General features: G+C 66.9%; 27 protein-coding genes and 1 pseudogene. 19 read left to right on the top strand and 9 right to left on the bottom strand.

Annotated elements, in window-relative coordinates; all coding sequences use genetic code 11:
* Nucleotides 1–70 precede the first annotated feature (70 nt).
* From WG208_RS02900 to WG208_RS02880, 5 genes and pseudogenes are all read left to right on the top strand, one after another.
* The gene (locus WG208_RS02900; protein ID WP_337169815.1) at nucleotides 71–1,036 is read left to right on the top strand and encodes a GTP-binding protein; all 966 of its coding nucleotides are present in this window, start codon (nucleotides 71–73) and stop codon (nucleotides 1,034–1,036) included.
* 199 nt (nucleotides 1,037–1,235) lie between these two features.
* Nucleotides 1,236–1,502 (top strand): annotated as a pseudogene (locus WG208_RS02895) (ATP-binding cassette domain-containing protein); the annotation flags it as partial.
* 113 nt (nucleotides 1,503–1,615) lie between these two features.
* A complete protein-coding gene (rpmG, locus tag WG208_RS02890; RefSeq protein WP_337169813.1) occupies nucleotides 1,616–1,768 on the top strand; it encodes a 50S ribosomal protein L33 in 153 nt (50 codons plus the stop codon).
* A complete protein-coding gene (locus WG208_RS02885; RefSeq protein WP_337169812.1) occupies nucleotides 1,765–3,021 on the top strand; it encodes a GTP-binding protein in 1,257 nt (418 codons plus the stop codon). The genes rpmG and WG208_RS02885 overlap by 4 nt, the downstream gene beginning before the upstream one ends.
* Before the next feature lie 52 nt (nucleotides 3,022–3,073).
* Nucleotides 3,074–4,888, top strand: a complete 1,815-nt coding sequence (locus tag WG208_RS02880; protein ID WP_337169811.1) for a hypothetical protein — start codon at nucleotides 3,074–3,076, stop codon at nucleotides 4,886–4,888.
* Nucleotides 4,889–4,981: 93 nt separating this feature from the next.
* Here WG208_RS02880 and WG208_RS02875 read toward each other — a convergent pair whose 3' ends face one another.
* Nucleotides 4,982–5,500: a DUF2796 domain-containing protein gene (locus WG208_RS02875; RefSeq protein WP_337169810.1), complete on the bottom strand. Its 519-nt coding sequence runs from the start codon at nucleotides 5,498–5,500 to the stop codon at nucleotides 4,982–4,984.
* 137 nt (nucleotides 5,501–5,637) lie between these two features.
* On the opposite strand from WG208_RS02875, the gene WG208_RS02870 reads away from it, so the two are divergent.
* The 7 genes from WG208_RS02870 to WG208_RS02840 all read left to right on the top strand — a co-directional run bounded on the left by WG208_RS02870 (nucleotide 5,638) and on the right by WG208_RS02840 (nucleotide 13,072).
* A complete protein-coding gene (locus WG208_RS02870) occupies nucleotides 5,638–6,069 on the top strand; it encodes a hypothetical protein (protein ID WP_337169809.1) in 432 nt (143 codons plus the stop codon).
* Between the two features lie 174 nt (nucleotides 6,070–6,243).
* Nucleotides 6,244–7,110: an MbnP family copper-binding protein gene (locus tag WG208_RS02865; RefSeq protein WP_337169808.1), complete on the top strand. Its 867-nt coding sequence runs from the start codon at nucleotides 6,244–6,246 to the stop codon at nucleotides 7,108–7,110.
* Nucleotides 7,111–7,159: 49 nt separating this feature from the next.
* Nucleotides 7,160–8,344 (top strand): MbnH family di-heme enzyme, encoded by a 1,185-nt coding sequence (locus WG208_RS02860; RefSeq protein WP_337169807.1) that lies wholly within the window; start codon nucleotides 7,160–7,162, stop codon nucleotides 8,342–8,344.
* Nucleotides 8,341–8,751: a copper resistance CopC family protein gene (locus WG208_RS02855; protein ID WP_337169806.1), complete on the top strand. Its 411-nt coding sequence runs from the start codon at nucleotides 8,341–8,343 to the stop codon at nucleotides 8,749–8,751. Before WG208_RS02860 ends, WG208_RS02855 begins: the two co-directional genes overlap by 4 nt.
* A complete protein-coding gene (locus tag WG208_RS02850; RefSeq protein ID WP_337169805.1) occupies nucleotides 8,751–9,614 on the top strand; it encodes a CopD family protein in 864 nt (287 codons plus the stop codon). Before WG208_RS02855 ends, WG208_RS02850 begins: the two co-directional genes overlap by 1 nt.
* Before the next feature lie 51 nt (nucleotides 9,615–9,665).
* A complete protein-coding gene (locus WG208_RS02845; RefSeq protein ID WP_337169804.1) occupies nucleotides 9,666–11,696 on the top strand; it encodes a serine/threonine-protein kinase in 2,031 nt (676 codons plus the stop codon).
* A gap of 2 nt (nucleotides 11,697–11,698) precedes the next feature.
* Nucleotides 11,699–13,072 carry a hypothetical protein gene (locus WG208_RS02840; RefSeq protein WP_337169803.1) on the top strand — a complete coding sequence of 458 codons (1,374 nt, stop codon included), beginning with the start codon at nucleotides 11,699–11,701 and terminating at the stop codon, nucleotides 13,070–13,072.
* 112 nt (nucleotides 13,073–13,184) lie between these two features.
* On the opposite strand, the gene WG208_RS02835 is transcribed toward WG208_RS02840, so the two are convergent.
* Both WG208_RS02835 and WG208_RS02830 read right to left on the bottom strand, forming a co-directional pair.
* Nucleotides 13,185–13,430 (bottom strand): type B 50S ribosomal protein L31, encoded by a 246-nt coding sequence (locus WG208_RS02835; RefSeq protein ID WP_337169802.1) that lies wholly within the window; start codon nucleotides 13,428–13,430, stop codon nucleotides 13,185–13,187.
* 457 nt (nucleotides 13,431–13,887) lie between these two features.
* Nucleotides 13,888–15,129 (bottom strand): hypothetical protein, encoded by a 1,242-nt coding sequence (locus WG208_RS02830; protein WP_337169801.1) that lies wholly within the window; start codon nucleotides 15,127–15,129, stop codon nucleotides 13,888–13,890.
* A gap of 143 nt (nucleotides 15,130–15,272) precedes the next feature.
* On the opposite strand from WG208_RS02830, the gene WG208_RS02825 reads away from it, so the two are divergent.
* The 5 genes from WG208_RS02825 to WG208_RS02805 all read left to right on the top strand — a co-directional run bounded on the left by WG208_RS02825 (nucleotide 15,273) and on the right by WG208_RS02805 (nucleotide 20,071).
* Nucleotides 15,273–15,935: a hypothetical protein gene (locus tag WG208_RS02825; RefSeq protein WP_337169800.1), complete on the top strand. Its 663-nt coding sequence runs from the start codon at nucleotides 15,273–15,275 to the stop codon at nucleotides 15,933–15,935.
* Between the two features lie 159 nt (nucleotides 15,936–16,094).
* Complete coding sequence (locus tag WG208_RS02820; protein WP_337169799.1) at nucleotides 16,095–16,667, top strand: sigma-70 family RNA polymerase sigma factor; 573 nt, start codon at nucleotides 16,095–16,097, stop codon at nucleotides 16,665–16,667.
* Entirely contained in the window at nucleotides 16,664–17,413 is a 750-nt protein-coding gene (locus WG208_RS02815; protein WP_337169798.1) for a hypothetical protein, read from the top strand. Before WG208_RS02820 ends, WG208_RS02815 begins: the two co-directional genes overlap by 4 nt.
* 4 nt (nucleotides 17,414–17,417) lie before the next feature.
* Nucleotides 17,418–19,235, top strand: a complete 1,818-nt coding sequence (locus WG208_RS02810; RefSeq protein ID WP_337169797.1) for a HEAT repeat domain-containing protein — start codon at nucleotides 17,418–17,420, stop codon at nucleotides 19,233–19,235.
* 20 nt (nucleotides 19,236–19,255) lie between these two features.
* Entirely contained in the window at nucleotides 19,256–20,071 is an 816-nt protein-coding gene (locus tag WG208_RS02805; RefSeq protein WP_337169796.1) for a HEAT repeat domain-containing protein, read from the top strand.
* Nucleotides 20,072–20,156: 85 nt separating this feature from the next.
* On the opposite strand, the gene WG208_RS02800 is transcribed toward WG208_RS02805, so the two are convergent.
* Genes WG208_RS02800 through WG208_RS02785 form a run of 4 tightly spaced genes read right to left on the bottom strand, consistent with a single transcriptional unit; the run spans nucleotide 20,157 to nucleotide 23,860 of the window.
* The gene (locus WG208_RS02800) at nucleotides 20,157–21,731 is read right to left on the bottom strand and encodes a DHA2 family efflux MFS transporter permease subunit (protein WP_337169795.1); all 1,575 of its coding nucleotides are present in this window, start codon (nucleotides 21,729–21,731) and stop codon (nucleotides 20,157–20,159) included.
* Nucleotides 21,732–21,782: 51 nt separating this feature from the next.
* Nucleotides 21,783–22,451, bottom strand: a complete 669-nt coding sequence (locus WG208_RS02795) for a TetR/AcrR family transcriptional regulator (protein WP_337169794.1) — start codon at nucleotides 22,449–22,451, stop codon at nucleotides 21,783–21,785.
* Nucleotides 22,452–22,502: 51 nt separating this feature from the next.
* Entirely contained in the window at nucleotides 22,503–22,958 is a 456-nt protein-coding gene (locus tag WG208_RS02790; RefSeq protein ID WP_337169793.1) for an OsmC family protein, read from the bottom strand.
* The gene (locus tag WG208_RS02785; protein ID WP_337169792.1) at nucleotides 22,955–23,860 is read right to left on the bottom strand and encodes a sulfurtransferase; all 906 of its coding nucleotides are present in this window, start codon (nucleotides 23,858–23,860) and stop codon (nucleotides 22,955–22,957) included. Before WG208_RS02785 ends, WG208_RS02790 begins: the two co-directional genes overlap by 4 nt.
* Before the next feature lie 150 nt (nucleotides 23,861–24,010).
* Here WG208_RS02785 and WG208_RS02780 point away from each other — a divergent pair, with 150 nt between their 5' ends.
* The gene (locus WG208_RS02780; RefSeq protein WP_337169791.1) at nucleotides 24,011–24,310 is read left to right on the top strand and encodes a hypothetical protein; all 300 of its coding nucleotides are present in this window, start codon (nucleotides 24,011–24,013) and stop codon (nucleotides 24,308–24,310) included.
* A 19-nt stretch (nucleotides 24,311–24,329) separates the two neighbouring features.
* Here WG208_RS02780 and WG208_RS02775 read toward each other — a convergent pair whose 3' ends face one another.
* Together WG208_RS02775 and WG208_RS02770 are read right to left on the bottom strand one after the other, a co-directional pair.
* Nucleotides 24,330–25,169 carry a zinc metalloprotease HtpX gene (locus WG208_RS02775; RefSeq protein ID WP_337169790.1) on the bottom strand — a complete coding sequence of 280 codons (840 nt, stop codon included), beginning with the start codon at nucleotides 25,167–25,169 and terminating at the stop codon, nucleotides 24,330–24,332.
* A 56-nt stretch (nucleotides 25,170–25,225) separates the two neighbouring features.
* Nucleotides 25,226–25,636, bottom strand: coding sequence for an HNH endonuclease (locus tag WG208_RS02770; RefSeq protein ID WP_337169789.1), 411 nt, complete (start codon nucleotides 25,634–25,636; stop codon nucleotides 25,226–25,228).
* A gap of 1 nt (nucleotide 25,637) precedes the next feature.
* Between WG208_RS02770 and WG208_RS02765 the strand changes: the two genes are divergently transcribed.
* A complete protein-coding gene (locus tag WG208_RS02765) occupies nucleotides 25,638–25,973 on the top strand; it encodes a hypothetical protein (protein ID WP_337169788.1) in 336 nt (111 codons plus the stop codon).
* Nucleotides 25,974–26,144: the final 171 nt, after the last annotated feature.

Genomic DNA, 26,144 nt, shown 5'->3' with positions numbered 1-26,144 from the left:
TAAATGATATTGCAATATCAAATATATCACAAGGCGTTGTCTTCACCGACGCCACAGGTGAGTGTACAGGATGATCCCGTTGGTGCTCCTCGCCGGATTTCTGGGTGCCGGCAAGACGCGATTCCTCACCGAACTGGTGCCCGCGCTGGCCGCGAATGGCACCCGTGTGCGGGTGGTGCTCAATGATTTCCGCGATGCGCGCATCGACGCGTCGCGTCTGGCGGAGATGGAAGCGCTGGTGACACCCCTCAATGGCGAATGTGTGTGCTGCGGCTCGCTCAGGGAGTTGCTCAACGTGCTGTATCAGGTGCCGCCGGAGTCGGGCAGCGTCATGTGCATCGAAGCGAACGGTGCGACGGAAACCGATGAACTGCTGGCGCATCTCACGGCCGACGCCAGGCTGCGGCATTACACGCTGCCGTTGCAGCTCACGGTCATCGACGCCACGCGGTGGCAGAAACGCTGGTGGCACAACGCGCTCGAACGCGCACAGGTCAGCACGGCCACGCATGTGTTTCTGAATTGGACGCAGCGGGTGAGTGCCGAGCGTCAGGCGTTGGTGCGTGGAGCGTTGCAGGAGCTCAACCCGCGCGCCGAACTGGTGTCGAGTGCGGCCTTCGCGGACTGGTTGAACGCGCTCACCACGCGGGTGGCGGCAACCACACATCGCGAAGTCGCCGGTGTGGCCGCGGCGGCGCGCACGGATGTGGCGCATGGGCGGCACGCCCACCCCTTCGGTGCGGCATCACTGATGCTGCCGGCCGTGGTCGAGCGCGATGCGTTTCGTCGCTTCGTGCAGGAATTGCCTCCGGCGGTGGTGCGGGCCAAGGGGCTGGTGCGTTTTGCCGACGCTCCCGGCAACATGTACGTCTGGAACAAACTGCCTGGCCGCAAGGGACTGCGTCTCGATCTGTCCCGTCCGCACGCGGACGCACAGCCGACCGGTGTGTTCATCGGGGTCGGGATGCCGGTGGCGGAACTGGCGGAGCGGCTGGCGGCATTGGGGCCGCCTGGGGCGACGATACCTGCTCAATGAACAGCAGGATACCTGCACGACTCATGTAGGGTGAGGTCGGTAGTTCCGACGGTCGCATAGCAGCTGCTCGTCGCCGTTGCACAGTCGATGTCCGAGGGGCTGTCGTCGCGGGGCGTACCGCGAGTCAGGGGCTGTCGCCTGGGGGGATTGTCGGAAGGCTCTTGGGATGTTAATGATATAGCACGATCAATATCGTAACATGAGCCTCATAACCACCGCTGCCGCCCCAGCCCCCGCCGTTTCCGCCACGCCCTCACGGCTCGTCGCCACAGCGCTGACCAAACGCTACGGCGATGTGCTCGCGCTCGACAACCTCGATCTCGCCATCGGGACCGGGGAGGTCTACTGCCTGCTGGGCGCGAACGGCGCCGGCAAGACCACCACCATCGGCCTGTTCCTGAACTTCGTGCCGCCCACGGGTGGGGAAGCGCTGGTCTGCGGTATCGGCGTGACCCGCGATCCGCTGAGCGTTCCGGCGACTGCGTCGCATCACGATCACAGGACAATGACCGGATGATCGCCGGATATCGCCGGATATCACCGGATGATCGCGACACACTCTTTCATCAGCGAGGCCGTATGGGCGTCCGCGTCAACGTGAAGCTCCGGTCCACCGAGAGCCACCACATGTACGTCACCACGAAAAATCCCCGCACCACGCCGCAACGCATGGAAAAGCGCAAGTACGATCCCATCGCCAAGCGGCACGTGCTGTACAAGGAGTCGAAGTGATCGCTCCCGTCTCCACGACCGTTTCCGCCTCCGACCGGCGGCTTCCGGTGACGGTGCTCTCGGGCTTCCTGGGCGCCGGCAAGACCACGCTGCTCAATCACGTGCTGGCCAATCGCGACGGCCTGCGTGTGGCGGTCATCGTGAACGACATGAGCGAGATCAACATCGACGCGCAACTCGTGCGCGGTGGGGATACGGCCCTCTCGCGCACGCAGGAAACGCTCGTCGAGATGAGCAACGGGTGCATCTGTTGCACGCTGCGGGACGATCTGTTGCAGGAAGTGACGCGGCTCGCCGGAGAAGGGCGCTTCGACTACCTGCTCATCGAGAGCACGGGCATCGGTGAACCCCTGCCCGTGGCCGCCACGTTCACGTTCGAGACGGAAGACGGACACGCGCTCTCACGCCTCGCGCGTCTGGACACCATGGTCACCGTGGTCGATGCGCACCGGTTTCGCCGGGATCTCGGTTCGCTCGACGATCTGCGGGCGCGTCAATTGGCCCTGAGTGACGACGACGAACGCACCATTCCGGATCTGCTCATCGATCAAGTGGAATTCGCGAACGTCATCGTGATCAACAAGGCCGATCTCGTGAGCGCCGAGGTGCTTGGCGAACTGCAGGCCCTGCTGCGGCATCTCAATCCCGAAGCTACCCTCGTGACGGCCACGCGCGGTGTGGTGGAACCGCGGCGCTTGCTCGGCACGGGCGCGTTCGATTTTGCGCAGGCCGAAGCCGCGCCCGGCTGGCAGAAGGAGCTGGCTGGCGAGCACATGCCCGAAACCGAGGAGTATGGCATCGCGAGTTTCGTGTATCGGGCGCGTCGACCATTTCACCCCGGGCGTCTCTGGACGCGCATCGACGCCGGTCTGCCGGGGGTGCTGCGTGCCAAGGGGTTCTTCTGGGTCGCGAACCGGCCCGATCTCGTGGGCAGCTGGTCGCAGGCCGGGCAATTGCTCGAGGTGAATCCGGCGGGCTTCTGGTACGCCGCCTCACCGCCGGAGACGTGGGCGCTGGACGAGGAGCAGCACGCCGAACTCGAGGCGCTGTGGCATCCGGAGCTCGGCGATCGCCGGCAGGAGCTGGCCATCATCGGACAACGTCTGGATCGCCCGGGGCTCACCGCGCTGCTGGACAGTTGTCTCGTCACCGAAGACGAGCTACGTGCCGGGCCGGGGCTCTGGGCCACCTTCGATGACCCGTTCCCGGCCTGGGCGGCGGTCGAAGAGATCGACGACGAAGACGACGACTGAGGTATCGAGAGTGCAATTGCAATTGGAGCTTCTGGCCGACTATCGTTCGGTCATGCCAGTCAGCGCGCTTCTCCCCGCCAGTCTGGGCGCGCTCGTCGTGGGCCCCCTGCTCAGTCGGTACGCGCGATCGCGTCCCGGCGTGACGGCGTTCGTCGACGGTTTCATCGTGGTGTCGATCGGCGGACTGGTCCTGCTCGACGTGGTGCCGCATGCGCTGGAGCACCGCGATGTGATCGCCATGGCCTGCATGGCGCTGGGCTACCTGGTGCCCGGTATGGTCGAGCGGATGCTGCGCTATGGCGTGCGTCAGACACACACGGCCATCCTCTCGCTGGCGTTGCTCGGCGTGGCTGTGCATTCGATGCTCGACGGCAGTGCGCTGGCCCAGTCGCATACGCAGCCGGGCAGTCTGCTGGGCTACGGCGTGCTGCTGCACCAGATCCCAGTGGGGCTCACGGTGTGGTGGGTGCTGCGCGACCGCGCGCGGGTGATGTCGTGGATGGTGCTGCTCTTCATGGCCGTGATGACGGTGGCCGGGTATGTTGCCGAGCCTACCGTGCTGGCCTGGCTCCCCGACCGCGCGGCGTTGTGGTTCGAGGCGCTGGTCGGTGGCTCGCTGCTGCACGTCATCGGACATGCCGCGCACGAACACGGCGATGAGCAGGATGAGGAACATGTCCATGAACATGTCCATGAACATGTCCACGAACATGTCCACGAACATGCCGGCGAAAGATCCGGTGAGGCCGTGTCCGCGCCGGCCCATGCCCGCCACCACGTGCACGACCATGACCATGCGGAGACGCACGCGCATGGACACGCCCACACGCATGCCGCTCCAGCGCCATCGGTCAGCGACCTGGCGCGGCGCAATGGTGCCGGGTCCCTGCTTGGCCTGCTGGTCCTCGTCGCGCTGCAACTGATCAACGCCGGGACGCATGACGAACATGCCGTGGGCCTCGGCCAGGTGCTCTGGCGGCTCATGATGGCCAGTGCGCCGGCCGTGCTGTTCGCCTATGGCGCCATCGCCATTCTGGGTACGATCGCTTTCGTCCGTCGTCGCCCCATCCGGCTGCTGGGCATCGCGGTCGAGCCCGATGGTGGCGGACGTGCGGCCAACGGGGCGTTGTCGCTCGAAGCCGCGTTGCTGTCGGTGCCGCTGCTGGGGGTGGCGATCGCCATTGCCCGCCTCGCACTGGCGCAGGTGATCGCGACGATTGGGGCCCGCACCGACTTCCTGCCCGGTGAACGAGCCGCCGCCATGCCGGCCGCCGTACCGGCCCCCGTGCCGCAGGACCCTCAACAGGCGTGGATCGCTGCGGTCGAACAGTCCGCGCCGTGGATCATCGTGGGGCTGATGACGGCCGCGGTGCTGACGCCCGTGCTGGAGCAGTCTTGGCTGACGCGGCTCCCGTCCGGCGTCGATGTGCTGGTGTTGACGCTGGCCGCGTGCCTGGTGAGCGTGCACGCGGCCGCGCTCGTGCCCGTGGGTGCGGTGCTCATAGCCGCGGGGGGGTCGCCCGGCGCGGTGCTCGCGCTGTTGCTGGTCGGGCCGCTCCCGGATGTGCGTGGCTGTGTGTCGGTGGCGCGTCGACGCGGCATGGACGTCGGTGTACGCGCGCTGTTGAGCGGTCCCGTCATTGCCGTGGCCAGCGGCATCGCACTCAATGTGATCGATGATCGGGTGCGCGCGGGCGCATGGAGCGGACTCACGGAAGGCGCCGGCAACCGGCCCGCCTTCCTGGCCGCGAGCCTCATGGTGCTGCTGTACGTGTGGGTGCTGGGCCGACGCGGCATCCGTGGCTTCCTCGAACCGCTGCACGGGGGACATGACCACGGGGGGCCAGCCATGCCCGATTCCGCCTGATTCTGCCCGATTTCGGCTGACGATGTCCGGTCACCGCCGAGCGCTCCCGCCCGATTCCGCCGGTGGGAGCGCTCCGCCTATCGGTGCCCGATGTCAGGGCACCAACTGTCCCCGGTCTCGGCTGATGGTGGCGCCAGTCTGCGCCGTGTCGGACACCAACTGCACCACCACACGATCGATACCGGGGAAGGCGGTGCTGAAGCCGAACCGGATGGGTTTGCCCTGTGGCGCCACCCGGCAGGCGATCTGATAGGCCGCCACGACCTCACCGTGCTCGCCGGAGGTGTCGATCCGGACATCACGTGCCGTGACCTGGCAGCCGAGTGCCGGATCGAATCGGAGGAGGGTACCGCCGGAGGTGCGGAGTCTGGTGAGTGCCTGCGTCTGCGTCTCACGCTCCCTGGCGGTTCGGGGCGCGTGTTCGAAACCGAAGACGTCGTCCCCGGTGGCGCGCAGTTCGGCCTGCCCTGTGCGGCCTTCGATGCCCACACTCAGTCTGGCCTGCCCGTGCACGTGCTGGGCTTCGAGGTGCCGGCCGGACCATATCGGCGCGGTCAGCAGCAGTGCGGCGGTCGCGAGCGGACAAAAGCGTGGACGGGCCGGGACGTACATGGCGTTCTCCAGTCTGTGAAATGGTAGTGGCCTATCATTATCATACGACACAGTCCGATGTGGCGTTGAGCCAGCAGGCGGCGACCCTGGGTCGACCTGCAATTGACACCGCTGCCCGGGAGCCCATACGATTCGGTATGCGACCCGCACGCGCACGGTGGGCAGGTTTCCTGCTGACGATGGTATGGATGGTGGCGCGACTCGCGCTGCCACTCCAGCCGACGTGCCCGCATCATGCCCCGCACCTGAGCGCTTCCGCCGGGACTGCGACCAGCGGGGCGGTCGATGGTGCCGCGACGCATCACGCGCATCATGGCGCGTCGTCGGCGTCCTCACAGGAGGCCATGCCGGATTCCGCTCCGGCGTCCACGGCTCCTGAATGTGAATGTGCCGCGCACTGCTGCGCGGCGCCGGGGGTGCAGTTCATCGCCTCGGCCTCCATTGCTTCGGTCGTGCTGCTCGATGCGCCCCGTGGTGCATCGACGCCTGAAAACCGTCGCCTCCGGCCGGCGCTGCGCCTCGATGTGGCGCAGCCTCCGGCCACCGCCCCGCCCGCGCTGACGCTCTGAAAGGTTTGCACCCGGTTCCCGGGTGCGGTCGTTCCGTGCGTGTCCCCGTGTGTCTTTCATCGGGCAGCGCGTCGTCATGGGTGATGCATGTCGGTGATCCCTGGGGATGATCCCTGCGGGTGATCCCTCGGGATGATCCATGACACGCCGCGGTCTCATCCCCTCGAGGCTTTCATGTCTTTTGTCACCTTCGTCGCGGCCACGCTGATCGCGACGATCCCCGCGACCGATTCTCTCACGCCCATCACCATCCGGCTGCAGGCCATGGTGGCCGATGCGCCTTTCCAGTGCGGCCGGAGTTATTCCGGCATCGGCACCACGGGTGCCAGCATCACCGCCAGTGATTTCCGTTTCTACGTCCACAACGTGCGTCTGGTGAATGCGCGTGGGGACACCGTGCGCGCCGCGCTGGCCCCGTTGGCGCCGTGGCAGGACCGGGATGTCGCGTTGGTGGATTTCGAGAACGGCACGGCCACCTGCGCCAACGGCACGCCGGAAACGCATCCGGAAATCACGGTGCTCGCGCCGGCCGGTGAGTACCGGGGGGTGGCGTTCACGATGGGGGTGCCGTTCGCGCGCAACCACGGCGATCTCGCTTCGCAGGCGCCGCCGCTGTCGCTTTCGCGTCTGTTCTGGTCGTGGAACGCCGGCTACAAGTTCCTCCGCGTGGACATGCGGGCCACGCAGGGCGATTCGGCGGCGACCGCGTGGGTCATCCATCTGGGCAGCACCGGCTGCACGGGCGCGCCCGGTGCCAAGGCGCCCACGTCGTGCAGTCACGGCAACCGGCCGGAGATCGCGCTCAGTGGATTCGACCCGGCGCGCGATGTGATCGTGGCCGACCTCGCGGCGCTGCTATCGCGCAGCGATGTGCGGAAGAACCAGCCGCAGACGGCCATGGGGTGCATGGCGGCGCCCAACGATGCCGATTGCGGCGGACTCTTTGCCTCCCTCGGACTGGCGCACCCCAATGCGACCGGCGCGGATACGCCGAAGTTCTTTCGCGTCGGGCGGGGAGCGCTGACCGGTGCCTCGCGTTGACCGGCGACGACCGATGACGCGTCGACGCAGGTCCTGGTGGTCTCACGCGGTGCCGGTGCTGTTCGGTGTCACCGGTGCCGGCGCCGCTGGTGCCGCGCTCGGGGCCATCGGTGCACAGCCACCGGCGCCCTCGGCGGCGGCCAGACCGACGGCCCGCACTGTGCCACCCAACGGGTATCGCTGGCAACTGCCGCCGGGGTTCCCCGAGCCGGTGGTGCCCGCAGACAATCCGATGAGTGACGCGAAGGTGGCGCTGGGGCGTCATCTGTTCTACGACACGCGGTTGTCCGGCAACGGCACCTTCAGTTGCGCCAGTTGCCATCTGCAGTCGCGTGCCTTTGCCGACGCGCTCCCGCGCGCCGTCGGCTCCACCGGCGAGGTCCATCCCCGCGGCAGCATGGGACTCGCCAACGTCGCCTACAGTCCGGCGCTCACCTGGGCGAATCCGCTCATGCGTTCACTGGAACAGCAGGCGCTGGTTCCGATGTTCGGGGAGGATCCGGTGGAACTCGGACTCTCCGGACGCGAGCAGGAGCTGCTGCAGCGGGTGCGCGCCGAACCGCGCTACGCCGCCCTGTTTGCCGCCGCCTATCCGGGCGGTGGCGACCCCGTGTCGCTCGATCACATCGTGAAGGCGCTGGCGAGCTTTCAACGGACGATGATCAGCGGTCGTTCCCCGTACGACGTCTTCAAGCAGGGAAAAACGTCGGCCATCAGCGCGTCGGCCCGGCGTGGGGAGGAACTCTTCTTCAGCGAGAAGACGGAGTGCTTCCACTGTCACGGCGGCTTCAACTTCACGGGAACGGTGAACTACGTGGGCAAGGGGTTCGTGGAGATGGAGTTCCACAACACCGCGCTCTACAACGTCGACGGGCAGGGCGCGTACCCGGCGACGAACACCGGGGTAGAAAGCATCACCCATGATCCCGAGGACATGGGGAAGTTCAAGGCGCCGAGTCTGCGGAATGTCGCGGTGACGGCGCCTTACATGCACGACGGCAGTATCGCCACGCTGGAAGAGGTGATCGAGCACTACAACGCAGGTGGTCGTACCGTGAAGAGTGGACCGCACGCCGGGGTCGGCGCGGAGAGTCCGCTCAAGAGTGAGTTCATCAAACCGATGGAGCTCACGCCGCAGGAAAAACGAGATCTCGTGGCCTTTCTTCGTTCGTTGACCGACAGCACGTTTCTGCGCGATCCGCGCTTCACCAATCCCTGGAGATCCACCCGATGACCCGCTCTGTCCGTTCCCCGTTCCTGCGTCGTTTCGTTCCGGCAGTGGCTGTCATCGCGGCCGTCGCCATTCCCGTGGTGTCGCAGGCGGACATGATTCCGCATCTGCGCCTCAAGGCGTCGTTTCCCGCCAAGGACACGACGCTCGCCTCGTCACCCGAAGACGTGAAGCTCTGGCTCAGCGAGCCGGCCGATCTGGCCACCTCGCGTATCGCCGTGACGGATGCGGCCGGTGCGGCGGTGCCCACGGCGAAGCTCACGCGCGGCGTGCGGAGCGATGATCCCATCGTGGCGAAGTTCACGAAGGCGCCCGGCAACGGGAAGTACACGGTGAAGTGGAAGGCGATGTCGGACGATGGTCATGTGGTGGATGGCACGTACGGCTTCACCGTGCAACTCGCCAAGTAATGCTGGAACTGACGACGGTCGCCAAGGTGCTGCTCTATGCCGGGGCGACCGTCGCCATTGGAGAGGTGGTGCTGCCGGCATCGGCATGGCCGGCATCGGCCTTGCCGGCAGCATCGCCGACGGTCTCATCGACCGGTGCATCCGGGAGTTCACCCAGCCGACGCGTGCTGCACATCGGTGCGGCGATCGCGCTGCTGCTCGCGCCGTTGATCTGGCTGCAGGCACAGTTGAGCGCCCTGGATATTCCGTGGCCCGAGGCGGCGACGCTGCTGGGCAGCGGCTGGGGCCGGAACTGGGGGCCGCTGGCTGTGGCCTGTGCCGTGACCGCGGTGGCATTGCCGCGGCTCTTCGGTCGCCTCTCGACGCCACTGCTGTGGATCGGCGCGCTGGCGGTGGGTTTCGCCATGGGCGGCCTCGGACACGCCAACGCCGACGAACGGTGGCCCGTGGGTGCGCGCGTGCTCGATGCCCTGCATGTCCTGGCGATGGGCGCGTGGATCGGGGCGCTGGTGCTGGCCCTGGCCGACGACCGGGTGTGGCCGGCCGCCGCCGCCGTCCGCTGGCGCCGCGTGAGCCGGATCGCCACGATCGCCGCGCCACTGGCGGCCCTCACGGGTGTGCTGAGCAGCCTGCGGTTACTCGGGGCCGCCACGCCCGCCGCGGTGATCGCGTCGCCCTATGGCCGTCTGCTGCTGGCGAAAGCGGTCATTGTGCTGACCATCCTCGCCCTTGGCGCCACACAGCGCCGGCGGGTGCACGCGGGCGAGACGCCCGCCGGCAATACGGTGCGTCTCGAGGTGGCCCTGGCCCTCGTGGTGATCCTGCTGACCGCGGCCCTGACGGGGAGTGAACCGCCGGAGTAGGCAAGCGATGAGGCAAGGTGACGATGACCATGTCCTGTCGTCACCAGTGATATGCCCACATCCGAGCACTTCCCATCCGACGGGCTCTTCCTGGCATTCCAGCAGGCGCTGATCGGGCGCTATTCACTCGATCGGGAACTGGGACGCGGCGGCAACGGCATCGTCTACCTCGCCCATGACGTGCGCCTCGATCGTCCAGTGGCGATCAAACTGCTGCCGCCCGCGCTCGCGGGGCAGGCCTCCACGCGTGCGCGTTTTCTGCGGGAAGCGCGTCTGGCTGCCGGGCTCTCGCATCCGCACATCGTTCCCGTGCATTCCGTCGACGAAGTGGACGACTTCGTGTTCTTCGTGATGGCGTTCATCGACGGCGAGACGCTGGCGGATCGTGTGCAACAGCGCGGTCCCGTCTCATCGGGAGACGCGGGCCGGTGGCTTCGCGAAGTGGCATGGGCATTGAGCTACGCACACGGCCGCGCCGTGATTCATCGCGACATCAAGCCCGACAACATTCTCATCGAGCGGGACAGCGGACGTGCGCTGGTTGCGGACTTCGGTATCGCGCAGATGGGCGACGACGTTGGTGAACTCATCGGGACACCCGAGTTCCTGAGTCCCGAAGTGGCACTGGGCGGCGTACCATCGCCGGCCAGCGATCTCTACGCACTGGGCGTCACCGCGTGGTATCTGTTGACGGGACGTCTGCCGTTTTGCGGGGCTACGACGGCCGAAGTCGTTGCGCAGCATTGCATGCGTGCCGTGCCCTCGCTCACGGCGCCGGAATTTGCGATTCCGCGACGACTCGCACAACTCGTCGAATGGTGCCTGGCCAAGGAACCATCGGAACGACCGGCCTCCGCCGATGTCGTGGCCACGCACCTGGGCAAGCTACTCGAGCAACGACGGGAATTGCCGGTGGTCCTGCGCACGTTTGCACGGCGCACTGGACGCATGGACAGCGGAGGGACGCTGCTCGCGCTCGTGGGAGGACTTGGCGGAAGCCTGGTTGTCACGGCCGTGGCCGGGGCGACGGCGGGCGTCGCCACGTTGGTGAGCACGATGCTGTTGGCGCCCATCGCCTTTGGTGTGAGCGCTGCGCGTCATCTGCTGCGCGAAGGCTTCCAACAGGCAGACGTCGCCCGTGCGTTCGATGCGGAACTGGACGCCGTGCGCGAGGAATCGACCGTCGAATCGCAGGGATTCCGGCGACTGATGCAACGGGCACTCCGTTCGGTCGTCCGCATCGGCGCCACGACGACCGCAGCGTTGGGTGTGGTGTCGATGTCAGGGCTTGTCGCCACCCTGTCGGTATCACCCGCGGTATTACCTGTGGTATCGCTGATGCCACTGCTCGCGGTCGTGGCGGGCGCTACGGCCGCGTCCCTGGTGTTGTGGGGCGTCGCGATACTCGGTCGACGTGAACTCGATGTGCGCTTCTGGCATGCCGTGTGGACGGGACGTTGCGGCATGATGGCATTTCGCCTGGCGCGGCGTTTCGGGCGCGCCGTGCCGCATCGGATCGCGGCCACGCATCGCGCGACGGAGTTGTCCATCGGGCTTGCCGCGGAATCGTTGTTCGAAGGCCTGCCGCGTCAAACACGCCGGATGTTGCGCGATGTGCCGGCGACTCTGGAAGCCCTGCGGCATCGCGCGCGCCTGCTGCGGGAGCGCATCGATCAGATAGGCGACCTGCGTGACGAGGCAGGCGGTGCCCTCCGAGCGGCCACAGTGTCCACGGTCGATGCGTTGCGTGCCGAGCGGGCTGCGCTGCAGGAGCAGTTCAGCGCCACCGTCGCGTCGCTGGAGACGCTGCGTCTGGGCTTGCTGCGGTTGCATGCGGGTGCGACCACGTCGGTGGGATTGCAGACGGATCTGCGTGCGGCTTCCGCTCTGGCAGAGGAACTGTCCCGTCTGGTCGAGGCCCATCATGAAGTGGATGCCCTCCTGGCGCCTGACGAGGCAACACATCACGGGCGTCATCGGCTTGGTGGCGGTCTTCATGACACCGGCCGCGACATCCGCGGTGATATCGCCAACGAAATCCGCAACGACATAGGCCACGGCATCGCCCTTTCTCCCGCCTGATCATGCATTCCCCCTCTGTGGCAACGGCCGAACGGCTCGGTGGTTCATGGCAATCGGCACTGCGCGCGGCCCTGACGCATCGGCGTGCGTCTGCTGACCGACCGGTCGTCGAAGAAACCGCGGGCGTGGGGCCTTCTTCGCAGATCCGTGCGCTGCGAACCGCGATGCGCTTCGTGATGCGAACCGGGCGGGATCTGGCGATCGGCTTTGCGCTCATCGCCGCCATTCCGATCGTGACGATCGTGGTGTCCGGAGACGAGTTGCTCCGGGATCGCACGGGCTATCGGTCCCGCATCGTCGAAATGGAGCGACTGCGCGCGCTCAGAACACCGGTGGATGCCACATTGAGTCCTGAGGCAACTGGAGCGGCCTTCAATCGCGTCCTGCCGTCGGACTATGCGACGGACAACGGGTCGGGAGTGCATGGCGTCGGGATCGAAGCCGGGACCAATGCAGGGCAGGCGGCTTTGCCGGCACTGTTCGCGGAGGCTTCCCACGAGCAATGGATGAATCCCGGTACCTCGAAGATCGTTGCCGCGGCCACCGGGAGGCTTTCCGCCGGGGAGCGGGCCTGGGCAGCGGCCGTGGCGGCGCATCCGATCTGGCGCGACGCCGATCTGGCTGCCCGGGCAGGCCGGGCCGATCTGGTCGGGACACGTTTCCGCGCGGTTCTCGATGGCCAGGTTCCCCTGTCGGGCGTACCGTACCAGTATCCGCGGGCCATGAGCCTGGCCAATGCCGGCGTGGCCCGGGTCGCGCACCATGTGGCGATGGGCGACTACGATCGTGCGGAGTCCGCTGCGCGCACGATTCTCTCCCTGGGCTTCGTGCTGCTCGACAACAGCCTGGGAACCGTTGACGCGGTCATTGCGCAGTCATTCGTCAACATCGGACGCGATGCGCTCCGACAGATCGATGTGGCCCGCGGTCGTCATGAACGCGATGCGCTGACGGCACCGCTTGCTCCCCTCGCGGCGGTGCGCTTCACGCCCGCGTCGCGCGCGACCGCAGCCGCGTTGCAGCGACAGGCCATTGCCGACCTGCTCGACCCTGCCATTCCGAGAGCGGTGCGTGCCGATCGGTACGGAGAGCTGCTGTCTTCGGCCTGCGGCAGTCCCGGCTCGGCGTTGTTCGGAGCACAAGGAGAGGTGGATGCGGCTCTCGCGCAGGCGCGACAGTCACTGGCCCGCACCGACGCAGAGCGTCGGTTGCTGGCGCTCATTGCCGATGAGGCGGCCGAGGGGCCGCGTGTGACGTCCACCGGATTCGTCTTCGAGGTGGTGCAGGGCGCGGCCAGGCTCACCAGCGTGGTGACGGGGCATCCGCGGATCGAAGGATGCACGCGCGCCGCCCTGCGGCGCATCGAGCAGCGCTGACGGCCTCCTGAAGGCGCCCCGCGTTTCCCTGAAAACGACGAAGCCCCGCCGATGAGGCGGGGCTTCGTGCGTTGAGGCATCGGGCAGTCGCGGCGGATACCCGCGGCGATGCTCAGCGGCCGTAGCGCTTCTTGAACTTGTCGACGCGGCCCTGCGTATCGATGAGGCGCTGCGTGCCCGTGTAGAACGGGTGCGAGTCGCTCGTGATTTCGAGCTGGATCATCGGATACTCGTTGCCATCGTCGAGCTTGATCTTGGTCTCGCTCGTCATGGTCGAACGGGTGAGCACCAACGCGCCCGTGGAGGCGTCCTTGAACACCACGGGATGATACGGCGGATGAATGCCTTCTTTGGCCATCGTGACTCCAGCGTGCGCCACCATTGCCGGCGGTGAGCGCGTTCTTGAATGGGGTGACCGGGCGGGCGGCCCATGGGCCACCACCGGCTCGCTCAACAGGCGAGAGCCTTAATAAATGGGGAAAAACGGGGGGAGAGTCAACGGGCTGGGTCCGGGCTCAGATTTTCAGACGGGGTCAGAGGGCAGAGATCAGAGGGTCAGAACTGAGACGGAGATAGGGAGCAGGAAGGAGTGGCCAGAGGTCAGAGGTCCGAGCACTTCGCTTGCGGGTGGGTACTGACGCGAGGGTTCGGCGTTTTTGCGGGGCGCTTCGCGCCCCGGCCAGCGGCGCCCGTGGCGGGCACGATCCCCTCGACCGCCAGTGCTCAGATCTCTGATATCTGACCCCTCCCTCCTGCTTCCTATCTCCGTCTCAGTTCTGACCCTCTGACATCTGACCGCAGAAGCCGCCCCTCTCTCACGGTACAGATCGGCGGATCACGTCTCCGTATCCTCCCAGCGTTCCGCTGGCCGCCGCCTGGACGATCTCGCCGATCGGGCTGGTGAGCTGGGTCATCATGAAGGAAGACCGCGGCACGCCGAAGCCTCCGGTCACGGAGCGGATGAAGCTAGCGGTGGGATCGACCGGCATGGCGCCGACGTTGGCGTAGAAGCGCGCCCATTCGTCGCCCTGCTGGAAGAGGTACTGCTCGACGTTGCTCGTGTAGAACACCTGCACCCGGGCGTCCTGTTCGTGCAGCCAGGCGCCCACCCGACGCAGGGCGTGGGGGCCGGCAAAGTTGCCGACGACGGGGATGATGAGATTGCGCCGCTGCATGTCCCGCACGCGCCGATAGGCGGCTTCGGTGCCGAGGAATCCCAGATTGGTGCCGTGGGGGTCGGTGGCGACGGCCACTTCCGCGAAGCTGGGCATGCGCCGGAATCCGCCACGTCCGAATCCCCCGCCGACTCCGCTGCCGCTGGAGTAGTTGAGATCGGGCCCGCTGTTGGCAAACACCCCGTCGATGTAGTGCAGCGTGGCCCGGTCGGCGGAGTCGAGCGGGATGCCGCGCACCCGCCGGAGATGGGCCTCCACCTCCGTGTAGGTGCGCTGGAAATAGGCCGTGTCCATCGCTGTGCGATCGAGGCGCGCGATGAGCGAGTCGGCGCTCCAGGTGATCGACGGAGCCGCCCCGCTGGCCAGGGGACGGGCAAAGAGCCGCGCCAGGAACTCGGCCCGGGTGGGCGACAGTTCGAAGACCGCCTTGTACCACAGGTGCTGCAGCAGATTCTGTCGACGGATGTCGACGATGAACACGATGCGCGGCTCGAGCGCGGCGATGTACGTGAAGTTCTGTTCGGGGCCGACCCCGAGGTAGACGCTGCCCGGTGGCGCCGACTGCCGGAGGCGCGCCACCACGTGCTGCAGCCCGAGTTCGTTCGACACGAAATTCTCCGACCGGAAGTAGCCTCCCGGCTCGGAGAACTCGCCGATCATGCGCCACCAGGTACTGTCGGCGAGCTGTTCGGGAAGTCGCGCGCCTGTCGCCGAGGCGGGCAGCGGCGTCAGCGGTAGTTCCCCTGGCAGCGATCCCATGAAGGGTGCCTGGGGGACGGCGGCAGCCCCGCCGGACGCGCGGTGGCAGCCCGATGCCAGCAGCAGGCTGGTCGCCAGGCTGGTCACCAGGCGCATCGTCCCCGGCCGGATCGCAGGAATCATCGGGATCATCCTCGTCATGGCGTGTCGAATCGTCGCGCGGCAGGGAATCCGGGGCCTCGCGGTGGAACCCGTTGCCGAAACCGGGGCGAAGGCGGATCGTACGGACACTGCGCCCCCACCGAGTCCGCCTTCCCGACGCTCCGATGCCAGGTTTCCAGCCCGCCCCACCGGTTTTGCCGCAGGTCGCCGAGTTCCCCGTCTCCGTGCAGATGGGGCCCGCGGGCCCGCAGGAGGTCTACGAAGGGATGGTGGCGCAGCGAAAGGAGCTGCGCAATCAGCTCGACCGTCTGGAAGACCAGCGGCGTGACCTGTCGAACAACCTCCGGTCGGACAACATCACCACGGCCGACCGGGCCGGCCTCGAAATCCGGCTCAAGGAGACCGATGCGCGCATCTCGTCGGTCGAGGGGCAGATCGCCCAGGCCGATCTGGCCGTGGCCAAGGCGGCGGCGATTCCGGGCGCCATCGTGGAACGGCCGCCCCTGCAGCGCAATGGGCCGCCGGAAGAGATCATGGCGATCCCCATCGTCTTCATCATCTTCGTGCTGGGGCCGCTGGCCATCGCCTATGCCCGCCGCATCTGGAAGCGCGGGGCGACCGTGGTGACACCGGTACCCCGGGAAGTGCACGACCGGCTCGACCAGATGGCGCAGGCCGTGGAATCGATCGCCATCGAAACCGAGCGCATCGGCGAGGGGCAGCGTTTCCTCACCCGGGTGCTGAGCGACCAGGGGCGCCTCGGCGCCGGCGCCGCCCAACCCGTTCCCGTGCCGGCCGCGGAACCACAACGCGTCGATCGCGCCTGAGCCGGCGTGGGGGCACCGATCCGCCGGAGCCCGCCCCCCCCCCCCCCCGGGACGCGGTGTCGCGAGACCCCCATGCAACCCTTTTGCGGTCGACCCTGTCTTTGAGGCGCACATGCATGCGCACCGATTCGACGACCGCCACTTTCCGCTGACGCGACCGTGACCGACGCCGAGTTGATCGACGGCCTCCGGGCCGGGGATCACGCGGCGGAGCGGACTTTCTACGAACGCCACGTGGACCGGGTATACCGCCTCATCCTCCGGATGAGCGGGCGGCCCGAGCTCGCCCAGGAGTGGACCCAGGACACGTTCCTGCGGGCATTCAGTCGCATCGAGCAGTTCCGGGGAGACTCGGCCCTCTCGAGCTGGCTGCACACGATCGCCGTATCGATCACGCTGAACGGGTTGCGCACCCACAAACGCCGCGAAGCGTTTGCCGCGCCCCTGGAAGAGGCCACGACGGTGCCGCGATGGACCGGCGAGAGTGATCCCGATCTGAAAGCCCGCCTCAAGGCGGCGATCGCAGCACTCCCCGACGGAACACGACGGGTCTTCGTGATGCATGACGTGGAAGGATTCACACACGAGGAGATCAGCGAGGCGCTCGGTGTCGCGGTCGGCACCAGCAAATCCCAGCTCTTCCGTGCCCGCGAAAAACTGCGGGTGGCGCTCGCGGCCTTTGCGCCGACGCCGGCCATGGCACCCCCGCAGCTCGGCAAGGAGTCCGCATGACAGAGACAGGAAACATTCCCGAACCACCCCAGGGCGACGAGGCGACGACGGAGATCGTCGATACGCCGCTCGATCCCTGGATGCTCGATCTCGCGCGGGAGGCCGTCGATGAACTCGACGCCGACGTGGTGGTTCCGCGGGAGATGATGTGGGCGCGCATCGCGAAGGCCCGCCCGGCGGCCACGCTGCCGGCGACACCGGCGCGGATGCCGTCCCGATGGACACGCTGGACGAAGCAGGCCGCTGCGGTGGCCGCGGTGCTGGTGACCGGCGTGGCCATCGGTCGCTACATGGTGCCGGCCACCGAGACCGGAGCGCGCCACGGGGTCGACACCGTGGCGTCCCATGGCATCGGACCGGAGGCGCTGGCCGCGATGCCGCGCAGCACCGATCCGACGTTCGTGGCGATGCAGGAGCATCTGGCGCACACGGTCACGTTGCTGACCACCGTGCGCGACGACGATCCGCCGGTCGTGGCCGAAGCGAACCTCACGCAGCGGGCGCGGGATCTGCTGATCACGACCCGTCTGCTGCTCGATCAACCGCAGTTGCGCGATGAACGGACGCGGCGACTGCTGCAGGATCTCGAACTGGTGTTGTTGCAGGTCATCCAGGCGCGTGGATCCGCGCCGGAAACGCAACTGGCGCCGAAAGAAACGATACGCGAAACCAATCTGCTCACGCGGGTGCGTGCGCTCGTCCCGGCATCGGCGCAGGCCGGTGACGTGATCTACGGAGGAGACTGAACTCATGGTCCAGGATTTGTTCGCCCGCCGCACGACCCGTGCGTGGGGCCTGCGTCTGATGACGCTGATGGTGGTGTATGGCGTGGCCGGCGTGGATGGCGCGGCGGCGCAGGCGGGTGGACGTGCGCCGCGTCCGCCGGTGGCTCAGCCGCCGGTGAGCCCGCCGGTGTCTCCCGCTGCGCCCCGCGCACCGGAAGTACCCAGTGCGCCCTGGGGGGCCTTCATGGACCTCGATATGGCCGTCGAAGCCAGGGCTGCCGCGGCGGCCGGCGTGAGCGCGGCCGTCAGTGCGGCCAGGGAAGCCGCGATGGCGATCGATGTGGAGCGCGCGGTGGCCATGAGTGCCCGCATGGCGGACGTGGGCGCCCGCATCGCTGGAGACGTGGCGCGCAATGCCGTGGCGCCGCTGGCGATGCTGCAGGACTCGTGGGGGTATGCGGGGAGCGCCAGTCGCGGCGGCTATCGTACCGAAGCCCCGGAACCGTGGGCGAAGCAGGATCCGGCCGATTCGCTCTATCGGGAGGGACGCAAGGCGCTCTCCGGCGATGCGTATCGCAAAGCGGCCGATCTCTTCCGCGCCATCCGCGACAAGTACCCGAAGAGCAGCTACGCGCCGGATGCGCCGTATTGGGAAGCGTTCGCGTTGCAGCGGTTGGGCGGCGAGAGCAATCAGCGCGCCGCGCTCGATGCCCTGGCGTTTCAGCAGCGCGAATATCCGCGGGCCGCGACCCGCGGGGATGCCGCCTCGTTGAGTGCGCGCATCGAAGGCATGCTGGGTCGTCGGGACGCCACCCTGGCGAGCACGCTCGTGGGGCGGGCACAGAACGCGGCGGACGGTTGCCCAAACGCCAAGGAAGACGAGCGCGTGGATGCGCTCAACGCGGTGACGCAGATGGATCCCGAACGGGCCATGCCCATTCTGCGCAAGGTGCTGGCCCGTCGTGAGCCGTGCACGCAGCAGTTGCGTCGCAGCGCGGTGTGGCTGGTGGCGTCGCGCAAGCAGCCCGAGTCGGCGAGCATCCTGCTCAACGTGGCCCGCACCGATCCCGATCGCGAAGTCCGGGAACAGGCGGTGTTCTGGATGGCCAACGTGCAGAGCGACGAAGCCACCAACATGCTGGTGGAGCTCTCGAAGGGCGGCGACGATCTCGACCTGCGCAAGCGGGCGGTGTATGCCCTGTCGCGCTCCAAGTCGCCCAAGGCGGCGAGCACACTGCGCGAGATCGTGCTCGATACGAAGGAGCCGGAAGATCTGCGCGCCGATGCCCTCAACTGGTACGTCAGCAGCAGCGCCTTCGGCAGCGGCGACGAGATGGGATTCCTCAAGGACGTCTTCGGTCGTGCCGATGGACAGCGCTTCAGAAGCCGGGTCCTGTCGTCGATCGCCGGTCGTCGCACCGACGAGGCGCGCAACTTCCTGGTGAGCGTGGCGGTGAACGAGCGGGAATCGCTCGACCTGCGTCGCAACGCCGTGGGCATGTTGGGATCGAGCACGAACTGGCGGGTGAGTGTCTCGGGGCAGAACGTGTCGGTGACCACGTCCTCGTCCAACCAGGCTGCGGGCAGTGCGACCGCGCGTGAACAGGGCGCGGCGGCGGCGAGTGCCCTGAGCACCGTCTACGACAAGGCCACCGATCTCGACATCCGTCGCTCGGCGCTCTCTTCGCTGGCCAACGTGCGGGAAGGCGCAGGGGTGGACAAGCTGATCGACGTGGCGCGCAACGAGAAGAATCAGGAATTGCGCCGTGCGGCGGTGAGCATGCTGTCCCGCTCGAAGGATCCGCGCGCCATGGCGCTCCTGCAGGAGATCATCGACCGATGACACACCAGCGATCGCTCACGGTGTCTCGCACGATGTCGTGGGCGCTCGCGGTGAGTTGCCTCGCGAGCGTCGGCGGAAGTGGTACCATGGAGGCGCAGGGCGCGGTGGGATCGCGCATCGATGGGCTGCGTGACGGCACGATCCGTCTGACGTACGCGGCGGCAGCGGGGGTCTGCGGCAATGGCTCGTCGTGGTATCGATCGCGCGATGGCCGGAGCGGGACGTTCTACGGGTCCTGGAACGGATCGTCGGCGAGTCAGCGCGAGATCGAGAACACCTGCGAGCGGGGCCCCGTCCGTGTGGTGATCGTGCGCGAAGACGGCGACACGAAAGCGATCCGCATGTACGTGGGGGGACGCTGGAAGGCGGATACGGGCATCACCGATCTGGGCAACGTGTCCGCGGTGGACGCCGGGGCCTGGTTGCTCAGACAGGCGGAACGCGGTTCGACGAAGATCGCCCGCAGTGCGTTGCAGGCCGCCATTCTCGGGGATTCGATTCCGGCGGGACAGGTGCTCCTGCGCATCGCGCGCGATGAATCGAGACCGCAGGATGTCCGCAACAGCGCGGTGAACTGGCTCGGAGAAATGGTGGGAGAGCGCGTCTCGGCCACACTCGACTCGATCGCGTACGAACCCGGGGATCGTGACATCCGGCGCACGGCCATCTTCTCGCTGTCCCGTCGGCCGAAGGATGAAGCGATTCCGGCGCTGCAGAAGATGGCCGAGACGTTACCCGACCGGGAACTACGTCGTACGGCGATCATGGCGCTGGCGCAGACCCGCGATACGCAGGCGATCGCGTGGTTGGAGAAGCGGTTGGGGCAGGGACGGTAGGAAAGACGTCGCCAATACGACGGGGCAGCGTTCTGCGCGAACGCTGCCCCGTCGTCGTATCGGTCACGTGTCCGTTGCCGGCTCGCTATTCCAGCACCGCATGCGCCGACGCCGATCCGCTGGTCCGTCGCACGAGCAGCAGCAGCGGAATCAGGCTCAGCATGATCACCGCGCTGATCACGTAGATCTTGCTGTACGCGATCACGCTGGCCTGACCCGTCACCTGGCGGTCGAGCAGCGCGAGGGCCTGTTGATGAGCCCGACCCGGATCGGCCCCTTTGGCCATCATGCCATGGGTCAGCATGTCCACACGCGAGAGAGTGGACGGATCCGTGACGTCGAGGTGCTCCACCAGTGTGGCGCGTGTCTGTGCGGTGAAGCGCACCACGAGTGTGGAAATGCCGGCAATGCCGAACGATCCGCCGAGTTGCCGGAAGAAGTTGTAGAGTCCCGTGCCCTGCGGCAGCTCGGTGAGGGACAGTTCGGCCAGCGTGATCGTCGTGAGCGGCACGAACATCATGCCAAGTCCCACACCACGCAGCACCAGCGGCCAGAAGAAGTCGTGCGCGCCGCTCTCGGCGGTGATGAGCGAAAGCTGCCAGGCCGCGCAGGCGAACGTCAGCGCGCCCATCGTGATGAGCAGGCGCGGATCGAATCGTCCGGAGAGACGTCCCACCACCGCCATGGAGACGGCCGTGGCGGCCGCGCCGGGCAACATCACGATACCGGTCTGTTCGGCCGTCATGTGCAGATTGCCCTGCAGAAACACGGGGAGCGCAAACGCCATGGCGTAGAGTCCGACGCCCATGACCACACCGAGCAGGGTGCCCACCCACATCTGGCGGTGTCGGAGCACACGGAAGTCGATGGCCGGATGATCTGTGGTGAGTTCACGCCAGATCAACGCCACACCGCCCAGTCCCCCGATGGTGGCGAGGGCGACCATGAGGCGTGAGGCGAACCAGTCTTCGCGTTCGCCGTGTTCGAGCACGTACTGCAGCGACCCGACACTCACCGCGAGCAGCGCGATGCCGGCATAGTCGATGACGGCGGGCCTCCGTTGGTCTTCGGGGTCATGGACGTAGGTGTAGATCATCCACGCCGCGAGGATGCCCACGGGGATGTTGATGTAGAAGATCCACGGCCAGCCGTACGTGTCGGTGAGCCATCCGCCCAGGGTGGGGCCGATGGTGGGACCGACCATGACCCCGAGTCCGAAGAGGGCCATCGCCACGCCGGCCTCCTCGGGCGGAAACGATTCGAACAGGACGGCCTGGGACACCGTCATGAGGGCGCCACCGCCGATGCCCTGCACGATGCGCCAGAAGACGAGCGCACCGAGTGAGTGGGCGGCGCCGCACATCAGACTGGCGATGGTGAACGTGATGATCGAACCGACGAAGTACTGTTTGCGGCCGAGCAGTTGTCCGAGGAATCCGGTGAGCGGGATGACCACCACGCTGGCCAGGATGTAGCCGGTGGAGACCCACGCGATCTCGTCGAGGGAAGCGCCGAGGTTCCCCATCATGTCGGGGAGCGCGACGTTCACGATGGAACTGTCGATGACCTGCATGAGCGCGGCGAGCACGACGGCAACGGCGATGAGCCATCGGTGCTCCGCGCCACGTCTGGCGGATTGGGGAAGGGCTTGCGTACTCACTGGTATGTAACGGCCCGTGCCAAACGCCCGGCCCGCAGAATGGTGGAAGAATCAGGTGGTGAGCGTGACCGGACGGAGTCCGTGCAGGAGCAGCTCGATGGTGGAATCGACGAGGCGATCCGTATCGATGGCCACGGCGGGGACATCTCCGGTGCGGGCCTGCCAGACGAGCTGGGTGATCAGACCGGAGATCACCAGACGGGCCGCGACCTCGGCGTCGACATCGGGCCGGAATTCCCTGGTCCGGCGTCCCTCGTCGATCAGGCGGGCGAGCAACGTCCACCCCTGAACCGGACCGCCCTGCATCCATTGCCGGTAGGCTTCGGGGACTTCATGCCGCAGGTCCTGCAGCAGCAGGGTGAGCACCCGGCGCCCATCGGCGCGGACCTGGGTGAAGCGGCGCAGCATGGTGCGGATCCGCACGGAGGCCGGCGTGGTCTTCTGCCGGAGCAGGGCACCCATCTCGACGAACGCGGCATCGAGCGAGTGCTCGATGGCGCGACACAGGAGGTCTTCCTTGGTGTCGAAATGGTGGTAGACGGCGCCCTTGGTCACACCGGCCGCTTCGGCGATATCGTCGATGCGGGCGCTGCGATACCCCCGTTCGGCGAACACGGTGAGTGCCGCCTCCAGGATCTCTCCCGGGCGCTCCTCCGGGCGCCGTTCGCGACGATGCGTCCGTCGGCGAAGGGTGCGTGTGGGGCCCGGGGTGGTCGGCATATGTCAGAGATCTATTACATACTTCGTGGTATGTAAAGGGTGCCTCCGTCGTCAGCCCAGCTGCAGCTCCCAACTGATCGGCATGTTCGGGTCCAGCGAATCGCGCACCGAGCAGTACTTGGTGACGGCGAGTTCGATGGCCCGCTCGGCGTGTTCCTTGCCGATGCCCGCGCCGGTGATGTGGTAAACGAGATGAATCTTCGTCACGCGGCCCGGCACGCCCGAGAACCGTTCGCCTTCCACGTCCACGGAGAGCGACTCCACCGGGGTGCGGCGCTTGGCGAGGATGTCCACCACGTCCACGCCCGTGCATCCGGCCAGCGCGCACAGCAGCGCGTCCACGGGGCTGGGGCCGGTCACACCACTGGCGTCCATGCGGATGGCGGGACTTCCCGACTGGCGCGCGCCATCGAACCGATGATCACCGGCCCAGGTGACGGTCACCTTCGAAGGCGGCCTGCCCGGCGCCGGGGTGACGGTGGTGTCTTTCAGCGATTCCGTGCTCATGGTGTCTCTCCCTTGCGAATGGGAGCACGGACGGCATTGCCCCACTCCGTCCATGATCCGTCGTAGTTGCGTACGTTGTCGAAGCCCAGCAGCCAGGTCAGCACGAACCACGTGTGACTCGATCGCTCGCCGATGCGGCAGTAGGTGATCACGGCGTCGTTCGCCGACAGTCCCAGTTCATCCTCGTAGATCGCACGCAGCGCGTCGGCGCTCTTGAACGTGCCGTCGGCGTCGGCCGCTTTGGCCCACGGCATGCTGCGCGCGCCCGGAATGTGTCCACCGCGCAGTGTGCCTTCCTGCGGATAGTCGGGCATGTGCAGCTTCTCGCCGGTGTACTCCTGCGGCGAACGTACATCCACCATCGGCAGCCCGGCGTCCATGTGGGCCCGCGTGTCGGCGAAGTACGCACGGATGCGGGCATCGTCGCGTTCACGGGCCCCGTACTGCGTGGGCGGGAAGACCGGCACCTCGGTGGTGGTCGGCCGTTCCTCGGCGATCCATTTGGCGCGGCCGCCGTCGAGTATCACGGTGTTGTCGAAACCGAACAGCTGGAACACCCAGAAGGCATAGGTGGCCCACCAGTTGTTCTTGTCGCCGTAGAAGACGACCGTGGTGGTGTCGTCGATGCCTTTGCGGCGCAGAAGCTGCTGGAAGGCCTCACGCCCGAGGTAGTCGCGTTCGATCTGATCGTTGAGATCGATGTGCCAGTCGAGTTTCTGCGCGCCGGGAATGTGCTCGACGTCATAGAGCAACACGTCTTCGTTGCATTCGAGCAGACGCAGCGACGGATTGCCGAGGTGGGCAGCGAGCCACGCCGTGCTCACGAGCCGCTCGGGATGGGCGTACCCCTTGGCAACGATGGCCGGATCGGGGAGCCCCGGAAGATTGACGACGGGGGACATATCTGAACGCTAAGGCATGGAAAGCCCGGAACAACCGGCAGAATCCCCGGGAATTCGGGGGAATACCTGAGGGCGGCGGTTTCGGTGAATCGCAGGTGAAGGTAGGTTCAAAGAGGGTTTAGCCTCTCTCCTTTCCGTCGAGTGCACCCAATGGATTTCGATCGCGACACCGTGGCATCGGCTGTTGTCGGCACCGGCGGGGCCTGGCTGCTGGGTTCCGCACTCGTCCATGCGCAGTCGGGGAAGTGGAACAGTGCGCAGATCAAGGGGCTCGCGTACGCGGGGGCGGGCTTCCTCATGACCGCGGCCGCGCAGCGTTGGCTGCAGCATACGGGCAATCGCGGCATCGCGATTTCGCTCATGGGCACCCTGTTCGCGCTGCGTGGCATGTACCTGCTGTTGCGCGAACGGGCCGCGGAGCGGGCGCGGAAGCCGCGCCCGCCCGAGTAAAGCCGGCAAGGCGGCGGGTCTACACCGCCATCGCCTGCAGAGCGGCCACCCGCTCCGCCGTGGGCGGATGGGTCGACATCCACTTGCTGATGCCGCGCATGCTGAATGCGGCAAGCGGGTTCACGATGGCCAGCGTGGCGGCGCTCGGCGAGACCTGCATGGGGATGCGACGCGCACCCGCTTCGAGCTTGAGCAGCGCGTTGGCCAGGGAGAGCGGACGGCCACAGATCTCCGCACCGACGGCGTCGGCTTTGAACTCCCGCTGACGGCTGATCGCGAACTGCATGACCATCGCCACGAGGGGGCCGATGATCAGCATCGCGATGCCGGCGATCGGATGCCCGCCTTCGTCGTCGTGACTGCGTCCGCCGAAAAAGAAGGCGAACTGCGCGAGATTGCCGATCGCACCGGCCATCGTGGCGGCCAGCGTCTGCAGCAGCATGTCGCGGTTCTTGATGTGCGCGAGTTCGTGGGCGAGGACGCCTTCGAGTTCGTCCGTCGAGAGGACACGCAGAATGCCCTGCGTCACGCACACCACCGCATGCTCGGGATTCCGTCCGGTGGCGAACGCATTGGGCTGGTCCTGCGGGGCAATGGCCACCACGGGCATGGGCAGGCCGGCCCGCTGACGCAACCGGTCGACCATTCCGTAGAGCTCAGGGGCCTCCTGCGCGGTCACCACCTGCGCGCCATACGAGCGCAGCACCATGGTGGACGACCCCCAGTACATGAAGAGGTTCATGCCCGCCGACAGCAGCAGGGCGATGATGGCGCCCTGACCCCCGCCGACCGCCTGGCCGATGGCCATGAGCAGGCCGGTGAGGCCGGCCATGAGGACAAACACTTTGACGTTGTTCATGCGGGAATCGGGGCGGAATGGACGGATATGAGGACGCCGCCCGGGGGGCGGCGTGTCTATCGCTCTTCTTCTTCGGTGTCCTGGTCGGACTGCTCCGCCAACAGCTGAGCGATGGCCTCGGAGCTGCGCAGCCTACGGACCCCCTCCACGAGTTCCGATGGGGCATCCACCACGCCCCGGCGCGCGAGCTCCTCGGCCACCGCTCTCAGATGTCGTGGCCATACATACCGCGCCCAGGTGAAGAAGTTCCGCCGCGCGGAAGGCTCCTCGGCCAGGAACGACGCCAGCGAACGCGCCCCTTTTCGCGTGTTGCAGCTCCTGCAGGCGGTCACTACGTTGCCCGGGGAGCCATCGCCGCCGCGCGTCTGCGGTTGCACATGGTCGATGCTCAGATCCTGCGCGTCGTGCACGGTGCCGCAGTACACGCAGCGGTAGCCGTCGCGCGCGAAGATCGCCGAGCGTGTCATCGTGTCCCGTCTCTTTCCGTCATCTGTGAATATCCCCGATCACGGCCGGCGTTACGTGCTGCAGCAGCTGACGAGATTTCTCGACACCGAAGAGAGCGTCGAGACGGCCGATGACGTCCCGCCCCGCCTGACCCTCAAAGCCCTCGAGGCCATTCGTATGTCGCGTTCCCGTGAGCGGATCCTGAACAATCTCGAAGAGATGTACCGCGAAGCCTTCGAGCGCGCCAAGGCATCCGGTGATCCGTCGCAGATGACCGCCCTCGATTTTTCGTATCGGCGGGAACAGTTGTATTTCGAGATTCTGCTGGACGTGCGGGACGCGATGGAGAAGCGCTGAGTCCGGCAGGGACACCGAGGCGTAGTAGCCGTAGTAGGAACGAGGGCGTGGGCTTTGGGGGGCGCCCTGCGGGCGCGATACCGGCAGGATGAACGGCAGGATACCTGCAGGATACCAACAGGACGGCTCCTGATACTCCCGATGCGGTATCCTGCGGTTCATCCTGTGCCG

It is taken from the genome of Gemmatimonas aurantiaca (genome assembly GCF_037190085.1).
Classification (GTDB): domain Bacteria; phylum Gemmatimonadota; class Gemmatimonadetes; order Gemmatimonadales; family Gemmatimonadaceae; genus Gemmatimonas; species Gemmatimonas aurantiaca_A.
Note: the sequence above shows the minus strand (reverse complement) of the source record. Positions and strands in the feature narration are given on the sequence as shown.